The 21,704-nt window shown below is 66.9% G+C and carries 15 protein-coding genes; 6 read left to right on the forward strand and 9 right to left on the reverse strand.

The features are described 5' to 3' along the window. Nucleotides 1–21 precede the first annotated feature (21 nt). On the forward strand, nucleotides 22–1,755 hold the full coding sequence (locus tag EYS42_RS08245) for a hypothetical protein (RefSeq protein WP_130967673.1): 1,734 nt from the start codon (nucleotides 22–24) through the stop codon (nucleotides 1,753–1,755). Nucleotides 1,756–1,801: 46 nt separating this feature from the next. Here EYS42_RS08245 and EYS42_RS08250 read toward each other — a convergent pair whose 3' ends face one another. Then, the gene (locus EYS42_RS08250) at nucleotides 1,802–3,055 is read right to left on the reverse strand and encodes a polyhydroxyalkanoate depolymerase (RefSeq protein WP_130967674.1); all 1,254 of its coding nucleotides are present in this window, start codon (nucleotides 3,053–3,055) and stop codon (nucleotides 1,802–1,804) included. A gap of 137 nt (nucleotides 3,056–3,192) precedes the next feature. Between EYS42_RS08250 and EYS42_RS08255 the strand changes: the two genes are divergently transcribed. From EYS42_RS08255 to EYS42_RS08265, 3 genes are all read left to right on the forward strand, one after another. Then, nucleotides 3,193–3,966 (forward strand): glutathione S-transferase family protein, encoded by a 774-nt coding sequence (locus EYS42_RS08255; RefSeq protein ID WP_130967676.1) that lies wholly within the window; start codon nucleotides 3,193–3,195, stop codon nucleotides 3,964–3,966. A gap of 122 nt (nucleotides 3,967–4,088) precedes the next feature. Continuing rightward, entirely contained in the window at nucleotides 4,089–4,805 is a 717-nt protein-coding gene (locus tag EYS42_RS08260) for a UPF0149 family protein (protein WP_130967678.1), read from the forward strand. A gap of 19 nt (nucleotides 4,806–4,824) precedes the next feature. Further along, on the forward strand, nucleotides 4,825–5,604 hold the full coding sequence (locus EYS42_RS08265) for a metallophosphoesterase (protein ID WP_130967680.1): 780 nt from the start codon (nucleotides 4,825–4,827) through the stop codon (nucleotides 5,602–5,604). Here the strand turns inward: EYS42_RS08265 and EYS42_RS08270 are convergent. Next, nucleotides 5,547–6,524, reverse strand: a complete 978-nt coding sequence (locus EYS42_RS08270) for an alpha/beta hydrolase (RefSeq protein ID WP_165456678.1) — start codon at nucleotides 6,522–6,524, stop codon at nucleotides 5,547–5,549. The genes EYS42_RS08265 and EYS42_RS08270 overlap by 58 nt on opposite strands. A gap of 135 nt (nucleotides 6,525–6,659) precedes the next feature. On the opposite strand from EYS42_RS08270, the gene EYS42_RS08275 reads away from it, so the two are divergent. Then, the gene (locus EYS42_RS08275) at nucleotides 6,660–7,082 is read left to right on the forward strand and encodes a universal stress protein (protein WP_130967683.1); all 423 of its coding nucleotides are present in this window, start codon (nucleotides 6,660–6,662) and stop codon (nucleotides 7,080–7,082) included. Between the two features lie 91 nt (nucleotides 7,083–7,173). Here the strand turns inward: EYS42_RS08275 and EYS42_RS08280 are convergent, their stop codons facing one another. Next, nucleotides 7,174–7,764: a hypothetical protein gene (locus EYS42_RS08280; protein ID WP_130967685.1), complete on the reverse strand. Its 591-nt coding sequence runs from the start codon at nucleotides 7,762–7,764 to the stop codon at nucleotides 7,174–7,176. A 278-nt stretch (nucleotides 7,765–8,042) separates the two neighbouring features. Between EYS42_RS08280 and uvrA the strand changes: the two genes are divergently transcribed. Beyond that, nucleotides 8,043–13,910, forward strand: coding sequence for an excinuclease ABC subunit UvrA (uvrA, locus tag EYS42_RS08285; RefSeq protein WP_130967687.1), 5,868 nt, complete (start codon nucleotides 8,043–8,045; stop codon nucleotides 13,908–13,910). 87 nt (nucleotides 13,911–13,997) lie between these two features. Here the strand turns inward: uvrA and EYS42_RS08290 are convergent, their stop codons facing one another. The 6 genes from EYS42_RS08290 to EYS42_RS08315 form a co-directional block, all read right to left on the reverse strand. Further along, nucleotides 13,998–14,720: a PEP-CTERM sorting domain-containing protein gene (locus EYS42_RS08290; protein ID WP_130967689.1), complete on the reverse strand. Its 723-nt coding sequence runs from the start codon at nucleotides 14,718–14,720 to the stop codon at nucleotides 13,998–14,000. Nucleotides 14,721–14,901: 181 nt separating this feature from the next. Then, nucleotides 14,902–15,924, reverse strand: a complete 1,023-nt coding sequence (locus EYS42_RS08295) for an AEC family transporter (protein WP_130967691.1) — start codon at nucleotides 15,922–15,924, stop codon at nucleotides 14,902–14,904. 43 nt (nucleotides 15,925–15,967) lie between these two features. Next, a complete protein-coding gene (gene msrQ / locus EYS42_RS08300; RefSeq protein ID WP_245503565.1) occupies nucleotides 15,968–16,585 on the reverse strand; it encodes a protein-methionine-sulfoxide reductase heme-binding subunit MsrQ in 618 nt (205 codons plus the stop codon). 12 nt (nucleotides 16,586–16,597) lie between these two features. Beyond that, the gene (gene msrP / locus EYS42_RS08305; RefSeq protein WP_130967693.1) at nucleotides 16,598–17,623 is read right to left on the reverse strand and encodes a protein-methionine-sulfoxide reductase catalytic subunit MsrP; all 1,026 of its coding nucleotides are present in this window, start codon (nucleotides 17,621–17,623) and stop codon (nucleotides 16,598–16,600) included. Between the two features lie 128 nt (nucleotides 17,624–17,751). Beyond that, entirely contained in the window at nucleotides 17,752–18,828 is a 1,077-nt protein-coding gene (gene pstS, locus EYS42_RS08310) for a phosphate ABC transporter substrate-binding protein PstS (RefSeq protein ID WP_130967695.1), read from the reverse strand. A gap of 140 nt (nucleotides 18,829–18,968) precedes the next feature. Beyond that, nucleotides 18,969–21,626, reverse strand: a complete 2,658-nt coding sequence (locus EYS42_RS08315) for a DNA topoisomerase III (protein WP_130967696.1) — start codon at nucleotides 21,624–21,626, stop codon at nucleotides 18,969–18,971. Nucleotides 21,627–21,704 lie beyond the last annotated feature (78 nt).

Genomic DNA, 21,704 nt, shown 5'->3' on the forward strand with positions numbered 1-21,704 from the left:
CCGAGTGGGGAGAACCTGTTCATGCCGTTGCTGTCACACGCACGGGCGCCTTGGGCCGCCCTGACCCTGTCTGCCCTGCTGAGCGCATGCGGCGGCGGAGGCTCGCCGGCCTCGGTGACGCCCAGCAGCCAGGGTGAAGCCCCGGCGGCCCCCGTGAATACCGAAGCCGCAGCAGGCACCTTGGTGCTGGTCGATGCCGGCACGTCACAAGTCAGCGTGGGCAGCTACAGCCTGACCGACAACGCCTCGCGCTTGAACCGCGCTTACTACACCACGATCGGGGTCCTGGAAATCAGCGGGGTTGAAACCAAAACCTTCGAAACCTCGGTGGCGTACATGCAGGGCAACCCCGAACGCTACGTCATCTCCTGGACCCGGAAATCGCCCGACCGTCGCCTATACGGCTGTGCAGGCAAGGGCTGGCTGACGGGCGAACTGGCGCAACTTGCCTTCGAATTCAGCGACAGCCGCATCGCCAACCTGCCGCTGTGTGACGCCACCATCGCACTGGATGCCGACAGGCGCGAGGCGCGATTCACCAGCATGACACTGGGCACACAAGCCAGCGGCGGTGAAAAGGTGCGCACCAGCGTGAACTTCAGCTGGCAGGCGCCCGTGGGCATCAGCCCGATCATGGACACTGGCAATTCGGGCTCCGGATCAGGCGGCACATCCACCGGCACATCCACCGGCACTGCCAGCACCGTACCGCCCGCCACCCTGCAACTCAAGGGCGCCGACCTGCTCAGCGGTACCGTGAACACGGTGCGTCTGTTCGGTGACCCGTATGCCACCTCTGGCTTGTTCGGGGCCGGCAGCGTCACGATGCAGGCGGCGCAACTCACCACCGATTTTTACCGTCGCGTGGCCGTGGCGGTGAACCCGCTGCAACCCAACCAGTACCTGGTGCTGGTGCGCCTGGGCAACACCGTGACCGGCTCCAACCAACGGGTCGAGCGCGACTACGTGTGCCGCAGCGCCGACTGGTCAGATGCCGAGTTCGAACAAACAGGCATGGCAGGCACGCCCTACAGCAGGCCCTGCAGCGGCACCGCCGAGTTCACACGGGTACCCGACGGCTGGGAGGTGCAGATGAACCAGCTGGTGGTGCCAGAAGCATCGGGCACCAGCACAGCCCTGACCGTGTCCATGAACACCGGGTGGGTGGACCAAAACCGCAACATATCGGAATACAGCAGTGTCATGGGCATGTTCCTCGAAGCCAATCTGCCCCTGCCTGACGGAGTGATCGTCAGCGACTCGGTCGGTAGTGCTAAAACGCCTGCACTCGACAGTGGTCAGTACCAGCTGGCCCCCCAATCGTCTGGATTCAGCCAGCCCCAGATCATCGAGAGCTCGGCCGGCGAATCCCTAGCGTGGCGCCCTGTCGACTTGCAGGGTGCCCCCCCCGTCGCGCTGGGCCTGGTTCACAGCGCATCCAACCCGAAGGACTTCGTGCTGTACCTGCGCAGCACGGCCAGCCCAACCGATTGGCTGCTTGCTTGCCGTTCAGGCGAAATCTCAGACACTCGGGCAATGGAGCTGATGCAGGCACTGGTGGACTACATCGGCGGCACGCTGTCGCGAGTGGTCGACCCGTGCCCAGAAGGCGTCAGCTTTGACCCGAACACAGAGCGCCTGCGCGTCGCAGGAGTGCGCCTGACGCACAACGCCCGGTCAAGGCCCTCAGGCCCATGGATTCAGGTGCAGTCGGCAGTGCTGGGCGCCAACGTGAACATCGGGCCGAACCGGTGAGGCTGAGCGGTCAACGCATCGTTGACCGCACCTCACAGCCAAGGCTTCACAACGCCACCTGGTGGATCACCTCCCGCACCCGCGGATAGATCTCGTTCTGCCAGCGTCGGCCGCTGAACACGCCATAGTGGCCGACGCCGGTCTGCACATGGTGGTTGCGCAGGTAGGGCCGCACGCTGGTGCACAGGTCTTGCGCGGCCACGGTCTGGCCGACCGAGCAGATGTCGTCTCGCTCGCCTTCCACCGTGAACAGCGCTGATTTGCGGATGGCCCGGGGCTCGACCCTCTCGCCGCGGAAGGTCAGCTCGCCGCGGGGCAGGTCGTAGGTCTGGAACACCTTGTTCACGGTCTGCAGGTAGAACTCGGCCGGCAGGTCGGCCACGGCGAAATACTCTTCGTAGAAGGCCTTGACCGAGGCGGCCTTGTCGTGCTGCCCATCGCGGATCTGCACGGCCAGGTCGTCAAAGGCCTTGAGATGGCGGCCCATGTTCATGCTCATGAAGGCCGTGAGCTGCACGAAGCCAGGGTACACCTGCCGCCCTGCGCCCTTCTGGGTGGCCGGCACGGTGTGGATCATGTTCTCTTCGAACCAGCCAATGTCGCGGCTGGTGGCCAGCTCGTTCACCGAGGTGGGGTTCACGCGGCAATCAATGGGGCCGGCCATCAAGGTCACGCTGCGGGGCTGGGCCGGGTGGTTGTCTTGCGCCATCACGGCGGCGGCGGCCAGCGAGGCCACGCAGGGCTGGCAGATCGCCATCAGGTGAGCCCCCGGGCCCATCTTGGCCAGGAATCGGATCAGGTGGTCGGTGTAGTCGTCCAGGCTGAACTCGCCATGTCGCAGGGGCACGTCACGGGCGTTGTGCCAGTCGGTGATGTACACGTCGTGGTCTTGCAGCAAGGTGCGCACGGTGTCGCGCAACAAGGTGGCGAAGTGGCCCGACATGGGCGCCACCAGCAGCACGGGCGGCTGGGCCAGCGCACGGTCTTTGCGGAAGTGCAGCAGCGTGCCGAAGGGCGTGCTCATCACGGCCTCTTCTGAAATGCCGCATTCCAGGCCGTTGCTCACCACCGAGGCAATGCCGTAATCGGGGCGGGTGTGGGTCAGGCGCCAGCGCGAGAACACCTCGCTGGTGGCGGCCAGGCTGCGCGTCAGCACGCCCCCAGCGAACATTTCGCGCCAGCTGGGCACGCCCTCTGCGGGTGCGGGCAACACATGGTGCAACCAGTCGGCCCCCTGGCGGGCCATCAGGCGCCAGGGCTCCATGAACATGTGCTGCGCGTCGTAGGCGGCGTAAAGCATGCGATCCCCAATCAGACATCTGACAGGGTGTTCTGCAAGATGCAGGCCAAGCCACCTGCCGGTGCACGGCGCACTGCCTTGGCACGTGGCTTGCTCACCATCAAGGTGCCGAGACGAGACACCCACGCCCACGCACCATGAGCACCACCACTGCAACGCGCAAAGCTGCGGCCACGAAGCCGGCGGCCAAGAAGTCTTCCACCCGGACGACCGCACGGCCCGCGGCCAGCGCCAACCAGGCGACGGTGCGGCCCACCGCCCGGGCGGTGCTCACCATCACCAGCAAGAACTACTCGTCGTGGTCCTTGCGCGGCTGGTTGCTGACCCGCTTCTCGGGCCTGCCGTTCGAGGAAAACGTGCTGCCGCCCGATGACCCGTCGAACCGGGCCGACCTGCTGCTGCTGTCGTCGTCGATCCGTGTGCCCGACCTCAAGGTGGGCGATGTGCATGTGTGGGACACCCTGGCCATTGCCGAATACCTCAACGAATGCTCTCCTGAAGCGCACCTGCTGCCGGCCGACCCCAAGGCACGCGCCCACTGCCGCGCCATCAGCGGTGAAATGCACTCGGGCTTTGCGTCGCTGCGTTCGGCCCTGCCCATGAACCTGCGGGCCCACTTCCCGAAGTTCAAGGTGTGGTCGCGCGCCCAGGCCGACATCGACCGCATCACCACCATCTGGCGTGAATGCCTGCAGGCCTACGGCGGCCCCTACCTGTTTGGCGCGCACCGCAGCATCGCAGACGCCATGTACGCCCCGGTGTGCACGCGTTTCAGAACCTACGACGTCAAGCTTGATGCGGTGTGTGACGCCTACTGCGACACCATCCTGGCCATGCCCGAGATGAAGGAGTGGATCAAGGCGGCACAGGCCGAACCGGCCGACATCGACGAGCTCGATGTCGAGTTCTGAGGGCTGGCGCCAGACAGGCACCACGGGCGGTGCGCGGCTGACAGGCAGATTCACGGCAAGTCCCGGCACAATGCGGGTTTGAACACACCGACTTGCGCCCGGCCCCGGGCGCGCCGCACCCCATGAGCGCTGCCCCCACCCTGACCGACGCCGAGATCCACGAGATCGACGAACTCCTGGCCCTGGTGCCGGAACCCTACGAAACGCTGGACGCCGTCATCCTCGATGGGTACCTGTGTGGCGTGCTGGTGCAGCCGGTGCAACTGCCCCCCGAGCAGTGGCTGCCGCCCATCTTCGGCACCGAAGGCATTCCCGAGGTGGGCCCCAAATGGAGCCAGAAGCAGCACGACCGCCTGGTCCAGCTGATCCAGCGCCGCTACGACGAGCTGCTGCACGGCATCCTGGAAGACGGCTGGTTCGACCCGCTGGTGCCTCTGGTGGAAGACGAAGACGGCCAGGTGCTGACCGGCAAGGACGCCTTCGAAGGCATCGGCTACTGGGTCGCCGGTTTCGAATGGGCCCTGGCCAACTTCCCGCAACTGGAAGAGGCGGCCCTGAGCGGCGTGCCTGACCTGCTCGACAGCCTGTGGCGTCACCTGCCCGATCAGGACGACACCCAGAAGGCCATGACCAAGGCCCTGGACGAAGAGCACCCGCTCAAGAACATGGACGAAGCCATCGAGGCCCTGGTGTTCGACGTGGTGGACCTGGCCGGCATCGGCATTGCCGAGCGCCACAAGGTGCAGCAGGTGGTGCGCGACCAGCCCAAGACCGGCCGCAACGACCCCTGCCCCTGCGGCAGTGGCAAGAAGTACAAGAACTGCCACGGCGCCAACTGAGCGCAGGGGTGCCCCGGGTTTGAAGATCCAGATCCTGTCGGACCTGCACCTGGAAACAGAGCAGACCGACTGCCCCCCGGCCCCCGAGGCCGAACTGCTGGTGCTGGCCGGTGACATCGACAGCCGCTGGCAGGCGCTGGGCCGTTTTGCGAACTGGCCGGTGCCCGTGGTGTTCGTGCCGGGCAACCACGAGTTCGACCGCCGAGACGTGGACGAGGCCCTGGCCCAGCTGCGCCAGCGCTGTGCAGGGTGGGGCATCACCCTGCTCGACCGCGAAGAAACCACACTGACCGACCGCCAGGGCCGCCGCATCCGGCTGCTGGGCTGCACACGGTGGTGCGATTTCGACCTGTTCGGCCTGGCCGCACGCCCCAAGGTGATGCGCGCCGCCTCGTATTTCGTCAAGGTGATGCAGTCCACCCGCGACGGCCAGCCCTTTGACCCCATCGCGGTGCGTGAAGAAGCCCTGGCACACCGCCAATGGCTGCTCGACGCCTTGCAGCACACCGCAGCGCCCGGTGAAGGCTGGGACGCCACCGTGGTGGTCACGCATTTCGGGCCCAGCCTGCTGAGCGCCGACCCACGTTACGGCCGCCAGCCCGGCACGGCCAGCTTCTGCAACGCCGACGACGACCTGCTGCCCCTGGCCGACCTGTGGATCCACGGGCACCTGCACTGTCGGCACGACTACCGGGTGACGCACCCGGGCGGACACACCCGCGTGGTCAGCAACGCACGCGGTCACTCCCACAAGGGTGAAACGCTGGGCTGGGACCCGCTGTTCACGGTCGAGGTCTGAGCGTTCGGCCAGCCCTGCGCCTGCAGGGCCTGCCACACCCGCGGCATCACAGGCGCCCACCCCTGCAGCGGCGGTGCCAGGCAGGCCAGCAAGCTGATGTGGCCGGTGCGGGGCATGGTCAGCCAGTCGCTGTGTGCCCCGGCGGCGATCAGGCGGCGGTGCAGGGCACGGCTGTTCAGGTCGGGCGACACCCAGCGGTCATGGGGCGCCGTGAGCAGCCAGCTGGGCGGTGCTTCGCGGTGTACATGGGCCACCGGCTGGCAATCTGCGCCAATGTCTGCCCCGGCAAACACCGGCTTGAGTTCGGGCACCGTGACAGGCCAGAAGTTGTACGGGCCGGCCAGCCCGATCCAGCCGGCCAACCAGGCCGGCGTGCCCCCCTGGGCTTCCAGCCAGCGGGCATCGAGGGCCAGCATGGCAGCGTTGTAAGCCCCCGCGCTGTGCCCCATCAGGTGAAAGCGGTTGGGGTCGGCGTCCCAGTGCGGCAACTGCCGGCGGGCCCACACCACCGCCAGGGCCGAATCTTCCAGAAAGCCCGGGTAAGTCACTTCCGGGTGCAGCCGGTAATCGGCCACCACCACCACCGCCCCTTGCGCGGCCAGCGACCAGCCCACGAAGGCATGTTCATGGCGCGACCCCGACTGCCAGGAGCCGCCATGGAAAAACACCACCACAGGCCAGCCGCGGGCAGGCCGGGGGCAGGTGGGGGGCGGCATGTACACGTCGGCACGGTGGCGCGCCAGGGGGCCGTAGGCTTGCTCAGACCAACAGGTGCCCAGCCGGCCCTGGGCGGCCAGCGTGTGGCGGCTGAGTTCGGCCAGAGCCGATGCGCCCCCCTGCCGCCGAGCCCGACAGCCGAGACGCAACAGGTTGAGTGCCAGACCACCCAGACCGGCAACAGGGGCATGATCGGTTCTCATGCGGTGTTGTACGCATGACCCTGGGCATCGGATGCACACCACACATTTGCGAAACATCAAACCGACGCTGTCGGGCAACCGAAGGTTCCACTCACCTCGGCCTACACTGAGGAGTCACCATTTTCGGAGGTCCCCATGAAGATCCTGCTGCCTGTTGACGGAAGCAAATTCACCAAGCAGATGCTGGCCTGGCTGGCCACGCACGACGAATGGCTCAATGGTCAGCATGAGTTCACGGTGTTGACCGTGACCCCGGCCATCCCGCCGCACGCCGCCTCGGTGTTTTCGGTGGAAGACCTGAAGGGTTACTACGACAGTTGCTCGGATGCCGTCTTCAAGCCGATCCGCAAATTCCTGGCCAAGCATGACCTGGCCACGCGGTACGAGGCCAAGGTGGGCCACGCCCCGGAAGTGATCGCCAAGCTGGCCGACAAGGGCAAGTACGACCTGGTGATCATGGGCTCGCACGGCCACGGCAACCTGATGAACCTGGTGATGGGCTCGGTGGCCACCCAGGTGCTGGCCCGCAGCAAGGTGCCGGTGCTGCTGGTGCGCTGAGTTCAGCCTGTACCCATGACAAAGGGCGCCGAGGCGCCCTTTTTTGTGCCGGTGCGGCTGGCAGGTCCATCACCGGACCAGCCAGGCATGATCAAGCGGCCTTGCTGCGACGCTGACGACGCGCAGCGAAGGCTGCAATGCCAGCCCCTGCCAACACCATGGCCACCACGTCGGCCTCAGGCACAGGCGATGTGGCCTTGCCAAAAGTGGCCGAATTGATGGCGTAGTTGGTGCCTGACCAACCGAACAAGAAGGTGCTGCCTGCGATCGACACCGAATTCTGGAAGGTCGCAACGCTGTAGGTTTGGGCGCCGCCACCGTTCACCGACAGGGTGAAAGAGCCACCCGTGCCGGGCATGTCCAGCAGCAAGCGAGACAGGGTCACGCCCTTGGTGAACGAGAACAGAATGCCTTCACCCGATCCCACCGTGGTGTCGGCGGCACTGTTCTGGGAAACACCCACCTTGCCACTCAGGCCGGTGATGTGAGAACCGCCTTGTGGGGTGATGGTCAGGGTGCCGCCCACAGAGTTGTTGACGGTCAGGCTTTGCGACAGACTGGCCACGCCAGAAAACGTCACGTTGGTGCCAGCGGGAGTGGTGGTCGCAATGGCATGGGCCATCCCTTGCGCACCCATCAGGGCGGCGACGGCAATCAGACGACGAGGGAAAGCAGTGAACATCAGGAACTCCCTGGGCTGCTCAACACAAACGTTGCAGCCTGTAACGTCACTGTAGTCGGGACAGACGCCCGAGCGGCCTCCCGAAGCAAGGGGGGCAGCCCCCTCACTCGGAGGGTGAGCTCGTCCGGGGCCTGCACGCAGCCTCGCCACTTGTCGCCTGACGAAATCAAGCCCATGCCGCTCGACAAGCACACGACAGCCAGTGGCCTCTCCACCAATCAGCGACAGACTCCCTAGAATGTTCGGCCCACCCCCACCGAACTGCCAGAAGGTGTTCCATGTCTGAAATCCGCATCCGCGGTGCCCGCCAGCACAACCTCAAGAACCTGGACCTGGACATCCGCACCGGCGAGCTCACGGTGGTGACGGGCCCTTCGGGCTCGGGCAAATCGTCGCTGGTGTTCGACACCCTGTACGCCGAAGGCCAGCGGCGCTATGTGGAAACCTTCAGCGCCTATGCGCGCCAGTTCCTCGACCGCATGGACCGACCGGCGGTTGACCGCGTGGAAGGGGTGCCGCCGGCCATCGCCATCGACCAGACCAACCCGGTGCGCACCTCGCGCTCGACGGTCGGCACGATGACCGAGCTGAACGACCACCTCAAGCTGCTGTTCGCACGGGCAGCGCGCCTGTACGACCAGGACACGGGCGCCCCCGTGCGCGAAGACAACCCCAACTCGGTGTTCGACGAACTGCTGCGCCGCTGCAGCGCCACCGAGGGCGGCCGCCGCGTGGTCGTGACCTTTGCGGCCGAACTGCCCGCCAACACCAGCGCCGATCAGATGGAAGAATGGCTGTCGGCCAGTGGTTTCTCGAAAATCCAGGCGCAGCGCACCGTGGCCAGCGAAGCGGGTGAACGCCTGGTGCTCGACGTGGTGGCCGACCGCTTCCGCATCGGGGCCGACGCCAGCGGTGTCGACCTCGACCGCTCGCGCATCCTAGAGGCGCTGGAGGTGGCCTTCAAACGCGGCAGCGGCCGCATCACCGTGTACGCCCTGCCCGAATCGGGCAGCGAGGCCGAGCCCGATCTGTGGCGCTTTTCCAGCGGCCTGCACTGCCCGGAAACCGACCGCCGCTACAGCACGCCCACCCCGGGCATGTTCAGCTTCAACTCGGCCGCAGGCGCCTGCCCGCACTGCCGGGGCTTCGGCCGCGTGATCGGGGTGGACTGGGGCCTGGTGGTGCCCGACGGCCGCAAGACCCTGCGCAACGGCGCGGTCAAGACCGTGCAGACGCCGGCCTGGGCCGAGATCCAGACCGACCTGATCAAGTACGCCGGTGAGGCCGGCATCCCGCGTGACCTGGCCTGGTCGCAGATGACGCCCGAGCAGAAACACTGGGTGATCCATGGTGACCCGGCCTACAAGGGCAACTGGAACAAGCAGTGGTATGGCCTGACCCGGTTCTTCGAGTACCTCGAGACCAAGGCCTACAAGATGCACATCCGGGTGCTGCTGTCGAAGTACCGCAGCTACACGCCCTGCCCCACCTGCGACGGTGCGCGCCTGCAACTGGAATCACTGCTGTGGCGACTGGGCGCGCAGGCCGATGCCGACGCCGTGCTGCCCCCGGCCCAGCGCTTCATGCCCAAAGGGTGCGCGGTGCCGCGCGCCGTGTTCGAAGCCCTGCCCGGCCTGAACCTGCACGACGTGATGCTGCTGCCCATCAAGCAGCTGCAGCGCTTTTTCTCGTTCGTGACATTGCCCGGTCACGGCCAGGCGCATGGCGACCACGAAGCCCTGCAACTGCTGCTCGACGAGATCCGCACGCGCCTGAAGTACCTGTGTGACGTGGGCCTGGGCTATCTCACGCTCGACCGGCAAAGCCGCACTCTCAGCGGTGGCGAGGTGCAGCGCATCAACCTGACCACGGCCCTGGGCACCTCGCTGGTGAACACGCTGTTCGTGCTCGACGAGCCCAGCATCGGCCTGCACCCGCGCGACATGGACCGCATCAACCTGGCCATGCAGCGCCTGGTCGATGCCGGCAACACGCTGGTGGTGGTCGAACACGACCCGGCCGTGATGCTGGCCGCCGACCGCGTGATCGACCTGGGCCCCGGCCCCGGCCACCAGGGCGGGCGCATCGTGTTCGACGGCACGCCCGAAGAACTCAAACGCGCCGAGACGCTCACGGGCGCCTACCTGGGCGCACGCCGCCGCATCGGCATGGGCCTGCGCCGCCCTGTGCAGGAGAACACGCCCAAGCTGCTGCTGCAGGGTGCCCGCCAGCACAACCTCAAGAACCTGAACGTCGAGATCCCGCTGCAGCGCCTGGTGGGCATCACGGGCGTGTCGGGCTCGGGCAAATCGACCCTGGTGCAAGACATCCTGCACCCTGCCCTGCTGCGCCATTTCGGCGAAGCCACCGAAAGCCCCGGCGAGCACGACGAGCTGCTGGGCGCCGACTGGCTGAGCGGCGTGAACTTCGTCGACCAGTCCCCCATCGGCAAGACGGCACGTTCGAACCCGGCCAGCTATGTGGGCGCTTTCGACGCCGTGCGTGCGCTGTTCGCGGCCACGCCGCTGGCCCGCGAACGCAAGTACACCGCCGGCACCTTCAGCTTCAACGCGGGCACGGGCCGTTGCCCCACCTGCGGAGGCTCGGGCTTCGAGCACGTCGAAATGCAGTTCCTGAGCGACGTGTACCTGCGTTGCCCCGACTGCGACGGCACGCGCTTCCGCGCCGAGGTGCGCGAGGTGCAGATCGAGCGCCTGAACAAGAAGCTCAGCATCTCTGACGTGCTGGAGCTGACCGTGGCCGAGGCCGTGCGCCTGTTCGCGCAAGACGTGGACGTGGTGCGCGCCCTGCAGCCCCTGGCCGATGTGGGCCTGGACTACGTGAAGCTGGGCCAGCCCGTGCCCACGCTGTCAGGCGGCGAGGCACAGCGCCTGAAGCTGGCCGGCCACCTGGTCGAAAGCGCCGCGCAGATGAGCAAGAGCGGTCAGCGCATGGCCAAGAAGGGCACGCTCTTCATGTTCGACGAGCCCACCACGGGCCTGCACTTCGACGACATCGCCAAGCTGATGCGCGCCTTCGGCCGCCTGCTCGACGCCGGCCATTCCATCGTGCTGATCGAGCACAACCTCGATGTGATTCGCGCCTGCGACTGGCTGATCGAGCTGGGCCCCGAGGGCGGTGACGAAGGCGGCCAGCTGGTGGCCATTGGCAGCCCCGAGGAGCTGCGCCTGGGCGCCACCCACACCGGCGTGGCCCTGCGCGAGTACGAAGCAGCCCTGGGCCTGCAGGATGAGCCTGCCGCGGCCCAGGCCGCCGAGCGCAACGCGCCTTACGGTGACGCTGCCGAGCACCATGCGAACGACGAAGGCCAGAGCCTGCAAGCACTGATCAAGGCCCGCCGCGACCAGCGCCGCGCCAAGGCGGCCACGGCCCCCGGCGCCCAGGCCATCGAAGTGGTCAACGCCCACGAGAACAACCTCAAGGGCATGACCGTGCACATCCCGCGGGGCAAGTTCAACGTCATCACCGGCGTGTCGGGCTCGGGCAAGTCCACCCTGGCCTTCGACATCCTCTTCAACGAAGGCCAGCGCCGCTACCTCGAATCGCTCAATGCCTATGCGCGCTCGCTGGTGCAGCCGGCGGGCCGCCCCGAGGTCGATGCCGTGTACGGCATCCCGCCCACGGTGGCCATCGAACAGCGCCTGTCACGCGGCGGCCGCAAGAGCACGGTGGGCACCACCACCGAGGTGCACCACTTCCTGCGCCTGCTGTACGTGAAACTGGGCGTGCAGCACTGCACCCAGTGCTGCGATGCCGACGGCCACCCCGTGCCCGTGCTGCCGCAAACGCCCGAGGCCATCGCCGCCCAATGGGTGCGCGAGTACAAGGGCCAGCACATCGGCCTGCTGGCGCCCCTGGTGGTCAACCGCAAGGGCATCTACACAGAGCTGGCGAAGTGGGCTAGCAGCCGCGGCTACACGCACCTGCGGGTCGACGGCGAGTTCCTGCCCGTGGCCGGCTGGGGCACGGCCAAGGGCCCCAAGATCGACCGTTACCGCGAGCACACCATCGAGCTGCCCGTGGGCGACCTGCTGGTCACGCCCGAGAACGAAGGCAAGCTGCGCGAGTACCTGGCCGCGGCCCTGGAGCACGGCAAGGGTGTGGTGCATTTGCTCAGCCCGCTCGACGGCCTGGCCGACGCCCTGGCCACCGGCAAGTCGACCCTGCACATGGGCCGCGTGAAGGTGTTCAGCACCGAGCGCGCCTGCCCCAGCTGCGGCACCAGCTACCCCGAGCTCGACCCGCGCCTGTTCAGCTACAACAGCAAACACGGCTGGTGCCCCGACTGCGTGGGCACGGGCCTGACGCTCAGCCGCGACCAGCGCAAGGCGCTGGACGATTCGCAACGCGGTGACGACAAGGCCCGCGACAACGGCCGCGAAAAAACCTTTGCCGAGCCCGAACTCGACGACCTGGAAGAGACGGCCTGCGGCACCTGTGGCGGCGCCCGCCTGAACCCCGTGGCACGTGCCGTGCGCCTGGTGGGCCCGGGCCGCGGCCAAAGCATTGCCGAGCTATCGGCCCTGTCGGTGAAAGACGCCCGCATCTGGGCCAGCAAGCTCAAGCTCGACGGCCGCGAAGCCACCATCGCCCGCGACATCGTCAGCGAAATCAAGAGCCGCCTGGCCTTCATGGAGCAGGTGGGCCTGGGCTACCTCAGCCTCGACCGCGCCGCGCCCACGCTGTCGGGTGGCGAGGCCCAGCGCATCCGCCTGGCCGCGCAACTGGGCAGCAACCTGCAGGGCGTGTGCTACGTGCTCGACGAGCCCACCATCGGCCTGCACCCGCGTGACAACCAGCTGCTGCTCGATGCCCTGCACACGCTGGGCAAAGAAGGCAACACCCTGGTGGTGGTCGAGCACGACGAAGACACCATCCGTCGCGCCGAGCATGTCATCGACATCGGCCCGGGCGCTGGCGTGCGCGGTGGCACCGTGGTGGCCGAAGGCACCGTGGCCGACGTGATGGCTGCCGAAGGCTCGGTCACGGGCCGCTGCCTGCGCAGCCCCATGGTGCACCCGCTGGCCGGCGCGCGCGCCGACAGCAGCACCACGCGCCGCCCCATCGACGCCAGCGTGCCGCAACTCACGGTGCACAAGGCGCGCCTGCACAACCTGCGCGACGTGACCGTGCCCGTGCCGCTCAAGCGCCTGGTGGCCGTGACCGGCGTGTCGGGCTCGGGCAAATCGACCCTGGCGCGTGACGTGCTGCTGGCCAACGTGCAAGCCGCGGTCAGCATTCCGCCCAAGCAGCGCGCCACGCAGCAACCGGCGTGGGTGGGCTGTGACGGCATCGAGGGCTGGGGCGCGGTCGACCGCGTGCTGGAGGTTGACCAGACCCCCATCGGCAAGACCCCGCGCTCCTGCCCGGCCACCTACATCGGCTTCTGGGACACCATCCGCAAGCTGTTCGCCGACACGCTGGAAGCCCGCGCACGCGGCTGGGCCGCCGGCCGCTTCAGCTTCAACACCGGCGCCGGCCGCTGCCCCGACTGTGAAGGCCAGGGCATCCGCACCATCGAGATGGCCTTCCTGCCCGATGTGAAGGTGCACTGCGACACCTGCAACGGCATGCGCTTCAACCCCGAAACCCTGGCCGCCACCTGGCGCGGCAAGCACATCGGTGACGTGCTGAAGATGGAGGTGGACGAAGCGGTGGAGTTCTTCGCGGCCATGCCCTCGATCTCGCACCCGCTCAAGCTGCTGCAGGACGTGGGCCTGGGCTACCTCACCCTGGGCCAGCCCTCGCCCACCTTGTCAGGCGGTGAGGCGCAGCGCATCAAGCTGGTGACCGAACTCAGCAAGGTGCGCGACGAAGTGGGCAAGCGCGGCCAGAAGGCCCCGCACACGCTGTACGTGCTCGACGAACCCACCGTGGGCCTGCACATGAACGACGTGGAAAAACTGATCCGCGTGCTGCACCGCCTGGTCGATGGGGGCCACAGCGTGGTCGTGATCGAACACGACCTGGATGTCATCGCCGAGGCCGACTGGGTGATCGACATGGGCCCCGAAGGCGGCACCGGCGGCGGCAAGGTGGCCGCGGCCGGCACACCCGAGCACCTGGTGGCCAAGGGCACGCACACGGGCGTGGCGCTGGGGCCGGTGCTGGGGCGCCAGCACTGACAGCCTGTGGCCTCTTGCCACCCATGGAAACAGCCCGCTGGTTGGCGGGCCGTTTTCATGGGGTAGAAATTGATCAGTTCGGCGGTGTCAAGTCTTGCGACGCGACGCTGCAGCAACACCGGCCAGGGCCAAAGCCACCAGCGCGTAGCCCGCCGGCTCAGGCACTTGCTGCGAGCTGTTGCGCCAGCGCAGATCGTCCATCACCACGAAGGACCCATACTGAGGATCGGCCTCGGTGAAACGCACCTGGTCAAAGCTGATCCCCATGCCATCGAAACTCAGGTAACCGATGCGCAGCTCTTCGGTGTTTTCGAAGATGCGACCGTTGATCGTGGCCTGCGAGTTGGCAGCCAGACCGGTGTATCCCAGCGACGACATCAGGAAAGAGGCCACCACTTGCCCGTTGTCGAGCAACTCGAACACGTCGCTGGCGTTTGGACTGGTCATGTGGAAAGCACTGAGCGAAACCGCCGAAACGTCGCGATCGAACTGGATGCTGAAATTGTCGGCCTGGGTGTTGTAGTCGCAACCCACGCCGAATGTGCTCACGGTGCTGCCGTCGAGATCGGCCAAGCCGTTCCAGGCCCCCTCCCCGCAGCCGTTGGCGCGCAACGAGCCAGTGAACAACACACCCTGAGAAATGAACTGGTTGCTGATCACCGTGTCGGGCGCGACACCGGCCAGGGCTTCAAAATCAAGGTGGATCGCGCCGGTCATGGCCTGGGTGGACCAGCCAGCGAAGGGGGCCGCCATGGCAGAGGCCGCACTCAACAGCGCTGCGCCCAGAATCGACTTGCATGGCCACTTCATGAAACACCCATCAGTTACATCTGCAAACACTCTACCCACAGACTCCCTGACGCGGCCATCCCCGGGTTGAGGTGATCCATGAGGGCAAGAGGGGCGTTTCTGCTCGGGGTGAACCGCCACGACCACGATTTCGCACAGTGTGCAAACACCGCAAACTCAGCATGCGGCTGACGGGCACCGATCAACCGGCTGCGGCACGCTCCGGCCCCAAGCCCAGGCCCAGAGCCCAAGCCGTCACACCGACGAGTGCCAGCGCCGTGCTGCCCAAAATGATCCGTGCCACCAAGGCCACATCGGCGCGCTCGCGTTCGGCCAGCATGGACACATTGCTGGCCGAAGGCAGGGCTGCGGCCATGACCAGGGCCAGCAAGCCGGCATCGGGCAAGTTCAGCCCCTGGTGCTGCAGCGCGCGCCCCGCACCCAGCACCAGCAAGGGGTGAAGCACCAGCTTGAGCAAGGTAGGCACCACCAAGGCTTTGGGCGCCACCACCCGGTGCGTTGCAACCGGCTGCATTTGCGCACGCGCCAGGATGGCCCCCAGCGTGAACAGCGCGGCCGGCGTGGCCGACTGGCCCAGCAGTTTCAAGGTGGTGTCCAGCACCGCGGGCACGGGCTGTGCGGTCTCGGCCCAGGCCATGCCCAGGGCCATCGACCACAGCAAGGGGTTGCGCAGCGCGCCCTTCAATGAAGCCTGCGCCGCATGCCAGGCGCTGTCGTTCACGCGCGCAGCCGCTTCGTCAGGGCCTGAGCCTGTCCCTGGCCGCGAGTGCGCCCAGGCCAGGCACAGCGAGCTCAGCAGCAACACGTCGATGATCAAGGTGGCGGCCACCGGCCCCGCCGCCTGCGGGCCCAGCAAGCCCGTCAACAAGGGCAGGCCCAGGAAGCCCGTGTTGGGAAAGGCGATCACCAGGGCCACCAGCCCACCGTCGCGCCGGCTCAGGCCCTGGCCCTGCGCCCACCACAGCCCTGCGGCCATGAGGCACACGCCCCCCACCCCGTACGACAACAGCAGCCAGCCCAGGCCCGGCTGGTGAAGGGCACCACTGGCCCCCAGGCGAAACAGCATGGCGGGCAGGCCGAAAAACAGCACGAACACCGTGAGCGCGCCAATGCCCTCCAGCGGCAGCAGGCGCGCGCGTGTCGCGCCCCAACCCAGCAGCACCAGCACGAAGAACGGCGTGAACTGCGTCAGCAGGTTCAGCACGACCCGGCCCCTCCGAAGGGCCCCTCAGGCCCGCCCCAGGTGCTCAACGGCCCACCTGGCTCGAAAACCGCCCGAAGCGCCAGCCCAGCAAGGCGGCCAGCCCCAGGGCGTACACCACCACTTCGGCGTAGTCGTTCTTGCCCGATTTCTTCCACAGGAAGTGCAGCAGCACGGCCACCGCCGCGGCATAGGCCAGCTTGTGCAGCAGGCGCCAGCGCGCCCCACCCAGGGCCCGCACCGCCGCATTGAACGAGGTCAGGGCCAGCGGCGTCATCAGCACCAGGGCCACGACCCCCACCAGGATGAAGTTGCGTTTGACGATGTCATGCACGATGTCATCGAGCACCCAGCCCTTGTCGAGCCAGGCGTAGGCCAGGAAATGCAGCAGCGCGTACACAAAGGCCGCCACGCCCAGGCCACGACGGTAGCGCAGCAGTTGAGGCAGCTGGAACACTTCGCGCAGCGGTGTGATGGCCAGGGCAAGCCACAGCCAGCGCAGGGCCCATTCGCCGGTTTCGTGGATCAGTTTTTCGGCGGGGTTGGCGCCCAGGCGGCCCGCCACGCCGGCCAGCACCACGCCGGCCAACGGCACCGCGTACAAGGCCCACGACAGGGGCTTGCCAGCCGGGTGCACCAGCGCTTTCTGAATCAGTTCTTTCACAGCAGGAAGGCGTCAGTAGTGTTTCTTGAGGTCCATGCCAGCATACAGCTGACCGACCTGAGCCTCGTAGCCGTTGAACATCTGAGTCGGCTTTCGCGGCGCGAAGAAGCCACCTTCGCCCAGCCGCCGCTCGGAAGCCTGGCTCCAGCGCGGGTGGTCCACTTTGGGGTTCACGTTCGAGTAGAAGCCGTACTCGCGCGGGGCCGCTGCCGTCCACGACGACACAGGCTCGCGCTCGACCAGGCGGATCTTCACGATGCTCTTGGCGCTTTTGAAGCCGTACTTCCAGGGCACCACCAGGCGCAAGGGCGCACCGTTCTGGTTGGGCAGCACCTCGCCGTACAGGCCAAAGGCCATCAGGGTCAGCGGGTGCATGGCTTCGTCCATGCGCAGGCCTTCCACATAAGGCCACAGCAACACAGGGCTGCGCACCCCGGGCATCTGCTTGGCGTCGGCCAGGGAATGGAACTCCACGAACTTCGCCTTGGAGGTGGGTTGCACCTTCTTCAAGATGGCCGACAGCGAATAGCCCACCCACGGAATCACCATCGACCAGCCCTCCACGCAGCGCAGGCGGTAGATCCGCTCTTCCATGGGGGCCAGCTTGAGCAGATCGTCCAGGCCCAGGGTGACGGGCTTGTCCACTTCTCCTTCGATGCGCAGGGTCCAGGGGCGGGTCTTGAGCGTATGGGCCAGCTCGGCCGGGTCGCTCTTGTCGGTGCCGAACTCGTAGAAGTTGTTGTAGGTGGTCACGTCCTCGTAGGGCGTGAGCTTGTCGGCGGCCAGCGCGCCGGGCACGGTGCTGCGCACGCTAGGCAAAGGCGCCAGCTTGCCAGCCCGGGGCACCGGGGCCACGCCTTGCGCGTGCGCCGCAGGCAGCCCCAGGGCACCGGCCAGACCGCCGGCACCGCCCAGGGCCAGGCCCTTGAGCCACTCGCGCCGCTGGGCGTACACCTCGGGCGGCGTGATCTCATGGGCGTGCGGGTGCTGCAGGCCGCTGTCGGGGTGCGAAGGTGAGCGCGAGGTCTTGATCCACATGGGCGAACTCCGGGAAAGCGCGAAAGGGGCGCACAGGCCAAGTCGCTCCCGACCCGGCATTCCTGACACCCGCGCACACCTTACATCGCTTGCCGCCCTGCCGCGCGCCGGGGCACGACCGCCCCTGGTCAGGGCGCGGACAAATCGGGCACTTTGCCGTCGGGCAGGCGGATCTGCAGCAGGCGCCCGGCCAGGCGGGCCTGCACGCGCTCGGGCAAGGGCGCGAAGCCGGTGCCGCGGGTGAGTTCGTCACCGTGCATGAACGCCCAGTACACGAAGCGGCTGATGGCCTGGGCCTTGGCCGCATCACGCGGGCTGGCGTCCAGCAGCACAAAGCTGGTGGCCGTGATGGGCCACGCATCGCGGCGGGGTTGGGCCAGCAGCGAGGCTTCGTCGTCGCCCTTGCGGTACATGTCGGAGGCGAGCAAGGCCGCGCGGAAAGCCGTCTCAGAAGCCGCCACGCTGGCATCGTCCTGCGTGCGCAGCTTGACGGCGGTCAGGCGGTCACGGGCCACACGGTCGAACGACACATAACTCACGGCCCCCGCCGTGGTTCGCACCATCTCTGCCACGCCGTCATTGCCCTTGGCCCGCACCGGTTCACCGGGCCAGGCCGGCTGGGTGCTGGCCGGTACCTTGCTGGCAAAGGCGGCCGACACCAGCCCCAGGTAGCGAGAGAACACCTCTGACGAGCCCGAGCCGTCACTGCGCACCACGCGGCGCACCGGCAGGCTGGGCAGCCTGACACCCGGGTTCAAGGCCGCCACACGCACATCGTTCCACTGGCTGATCTCACCCAGCATCAGCGCCGCCAGCACGGGGCCATCGAGCACCAGGGTGTTGGGCGCCACGCCGGGCAGGTTCACCACGGGCACCAGGCCGCCCACCACCAGCGGGATCTGCACCAGGCGGTGCTCGGCACGCTGGGCGGCACTCAGGGGCGCATCGGTGCCCGCCCACAGCACGGCGCGCTGTCGGGCCTTGGCCACCCCGTCCGACGAGCCGGTGGGCGCATAACGCACGCTCATGCCTGGGCGCTGGCGTTCGTATTCACGGGCCCAGCGCTCGTACACCTTCGACGGGAAAGTGGCCCCTGCGCCGTCCAGCACCATCTGGCCCCAGGCGGCCTGGCAGGCCACCGACACACCCAGCACCGCCCCCCACGACAGGATGCGGCGCCTCCACACTCGGCTCGACTCGGTCATTCAGCAATCGCTCGGTACAGCAAGGGCCGAACGATACACCCAGGGAAAGCCCTGAGCGCCTGAAAACACGGCGAGCCCCCCGTTCTGAAGGGCTCGCCGCGATCTGGGGCGAAGCTGGGTGCGGGTGCCTTGGAAAGGCCTCAGGCCGCCTTCTTGGCGGGCACCTTGCGCGCGCTCTTCTTGGCCGCAGGCGCCTTGGCCGCGCGCGGTTCGAACTCGAAGCCCACCTTGCCGGCCTTGGCGTCCCAGCTCAGGAAGGCCTTGAACTTGCGGCGTGTCTTGTTCGACACGAAGTTCTCCAGCAGGTCGGTCTTGCCGCTTTCCAGCAGCTTGCCCATCTGCTCGGGCGCAATCGGCTGCTGCAGGATCACCTTGCCGCTCTTGAAGTCGCACTTGGCCTTGCCGCCGCCCAAGGTGTTTTCGCACACGTAGTTGGCGCCATGCTCGTACACACTGCCGCCGCACTTGGGGCAAGCGCCCAGGGTGGTGGCGTTGCTGAAATCGACCGGCTCGCCCGATTCTTCTTCCTTCTTGGCGTCTTCGCCGAAGTCGAACTCCATCTTCCAGTTGTTGACCTCGGCGTCCTTCACCAGCTTGAGCTCGGCCGTGAAGGGCCAGCCCGCCTTCGAGCGGAAGCCCTCCAGCGGGCCCAGCTTGTGCGCGGTCATCAGCTGCTCGACCTCGTGCAGCTCGAAGCTGCGGCCGGCCGGGATCTTGGTCATGCTGAAGCCGCAGCCTTCGCCGTGGCCGTCGGCGCCGGTGCAGGTGAAGCGGCGGTAGTTTTCCTTGACCACGCCACCGCAGTTGGGGCACGGCGCGCTCAGGGTGGCGTAGTCACCCGGGATGGTGTCGCGGTCGTATTCCTTGGCCTTTTGCACCACGCGCTGGGTCATGGCCGCGATCTCGCCCATGAAGGCTTCGCGGCTCAGGCGGCCCTTTTCCATTTCCGACAGCTGGTGCTCCCAGTTGCCGGTCAGCTCGGGCTTGGTCAGCTCGACCACACCCAGGCCGCGCAACAGGGTCATCAGCTGGAAGGCCTTGGCCGTGGGGATCAGCTCGCGGCCTTCGCGCAGCATGTACTTCTCGGTCAGCAGGCCTTCGATGATGGCGGCGCGGGTGGCTGGCGTGCCCAGGCCCTTTTCCTGCATCGCGGCTTTCAGCTCTTCGTCGTCGATCAGCTTGCCCGCGCCTTCCATGGCGCTCAGCAGCGTGGCTTCGGTGTAGCGGGCCGGCGGCTTGGTCTTGAGCGCGCTCACCAGCACGTCGTCGTTCTTGGCCGATTCGCCCGGCTGCACGGCGCACAGCGTGGTGTCGTCGCCCTCTTCCTGGGCTTCCTTGCCGTACACGGCCAGCCAGCCCGGCTTGACCAGCACCTTGCCGTTGGTCTGAAAGCTGTACGACTTGCCCGCGGCCTTCACCTCGGTGATGCGGGTGGTGACCTGGAACTCGGCCGACGGGAAGAACACGGCAATGAAGCGCTTGGCCACCATGTCGTACAGCTTGGCCTCGGCCTCGGTCAGGCCCTTGGGCGTCTGCAGCGTGGGGATGATGGCAAAGTGATCCGACACCTTGGCGTTGTCGAACACGCGCTTGTTGGGCTTCACATAGCCGTCGTTCAGGGCTTTGCGGGCATGGCCGGCCAGCTCTTTCAGCGGGCCGGGCAGGTCTTCCTCGGCGATGGCGTTCAGGGTCTGCTTGACCACGCCCACATAGTCTTCAGGCAGCGCACGCGAATCGGTCCGGGGGTAGGTCAGGCACTTGTGCTTTTCGTACAGGGCCTGGGCCAGGCCCAGCGTGGTCTTGGCAGAAAAGCCGAAGCGCGAGTTGGCCTCGCGCTGCAGCGTGGTCAGGTCGTACAGCAACGGGCTGGCCTGCGTGCTGGGCTTCGATTCTTCCGTCACGGTGCCGGTCTGGCCGCGCACGGCGTCGGCAATGGCCTGGGCCTCGGCCGCGCTCCACACACGGTCCGCCTTGAACTCGGCCTCGGCCGAACCCTCCAGCGCGTTCTTGTCCTTCTTGAAGTTCGGGTCGAACCACTTGCCTTCGTAGTTGCCGGCGGCCACATCGAAGCTGGCCCGCACTTCCCAGTAATCCCGGAAGATGTGCTTGCGGATCTTTTCTTCGCGCTCGACCACGATGGACAGCGTGGGCGTCTGCACACGGCCCACGGTGGTCAGGAAGAAGCCACCATCGCGCGAGTTGAAGGCCGTCATGGCGCGGGTGCCATTGATGCCCACCAGCCAGTCGGCCTCGGAGCGGCAACGTGCAGCATCGGCCAGCGGCATCATCTGCTCGTCACTGCGCAGCTTGTCGAAGCCCTCGCGGATGGCCTGCGGCGTCATGCTCTGCAGCCACAGGCGCTGCACGTCCTTGCCCAGGCCCTTGGCGCGGGTCGTGGCGGTGCTGTCGGCGGCGTACTGCACGATCAGGCGGAAGATCAGTTCACCCTCGCGGCCCGCGTCACAGGCGTTGATGAGGGTGGTGACATCTTTGCGCTTGATGAGCTTGACCAGGGCGTTGAGCCGGCCCTTGCTCTTGTCGATCGGGTTCAGATCGAAGTGTGGCGGGATCACGGGCAGGTTGGTGAAGCTCCACTTGCCGCGTTTGACGTCGAATTCATCGGGCGCCTTGATTTCGACCAGGTGACCGACGGCCGAGCTGACCACGTAGTGCTCGGACTCGAAATATTCGTCGTGCTTCTCGAACTTCCCATCGACAGGCGTGAGCGCCCGCACGATGTCTTGTGCGACGGAGGGCTTCTCGGCGATGACCAGGGCTTTGCTGACGGACGTGTTCATGGGCGTGTTTATAGCGTCAAGCGACCACTTGAAAAGCAAAAGATGACGGGGTTGTTCATACAATGGGCCCTACGCGCG

The sequence above is a fragment of the Aquabacterium lacunae genome, assembly GCF_004310865.1.
In the GTDB taxonomy this organism is placed as follows: domain Bacteria; phylum Pseudomonadota; class Gammaproteobacteria; order Burkholderiales; family Burkholderiaceae_C; genus Aquabacterium; species Aquabacterium lacunae.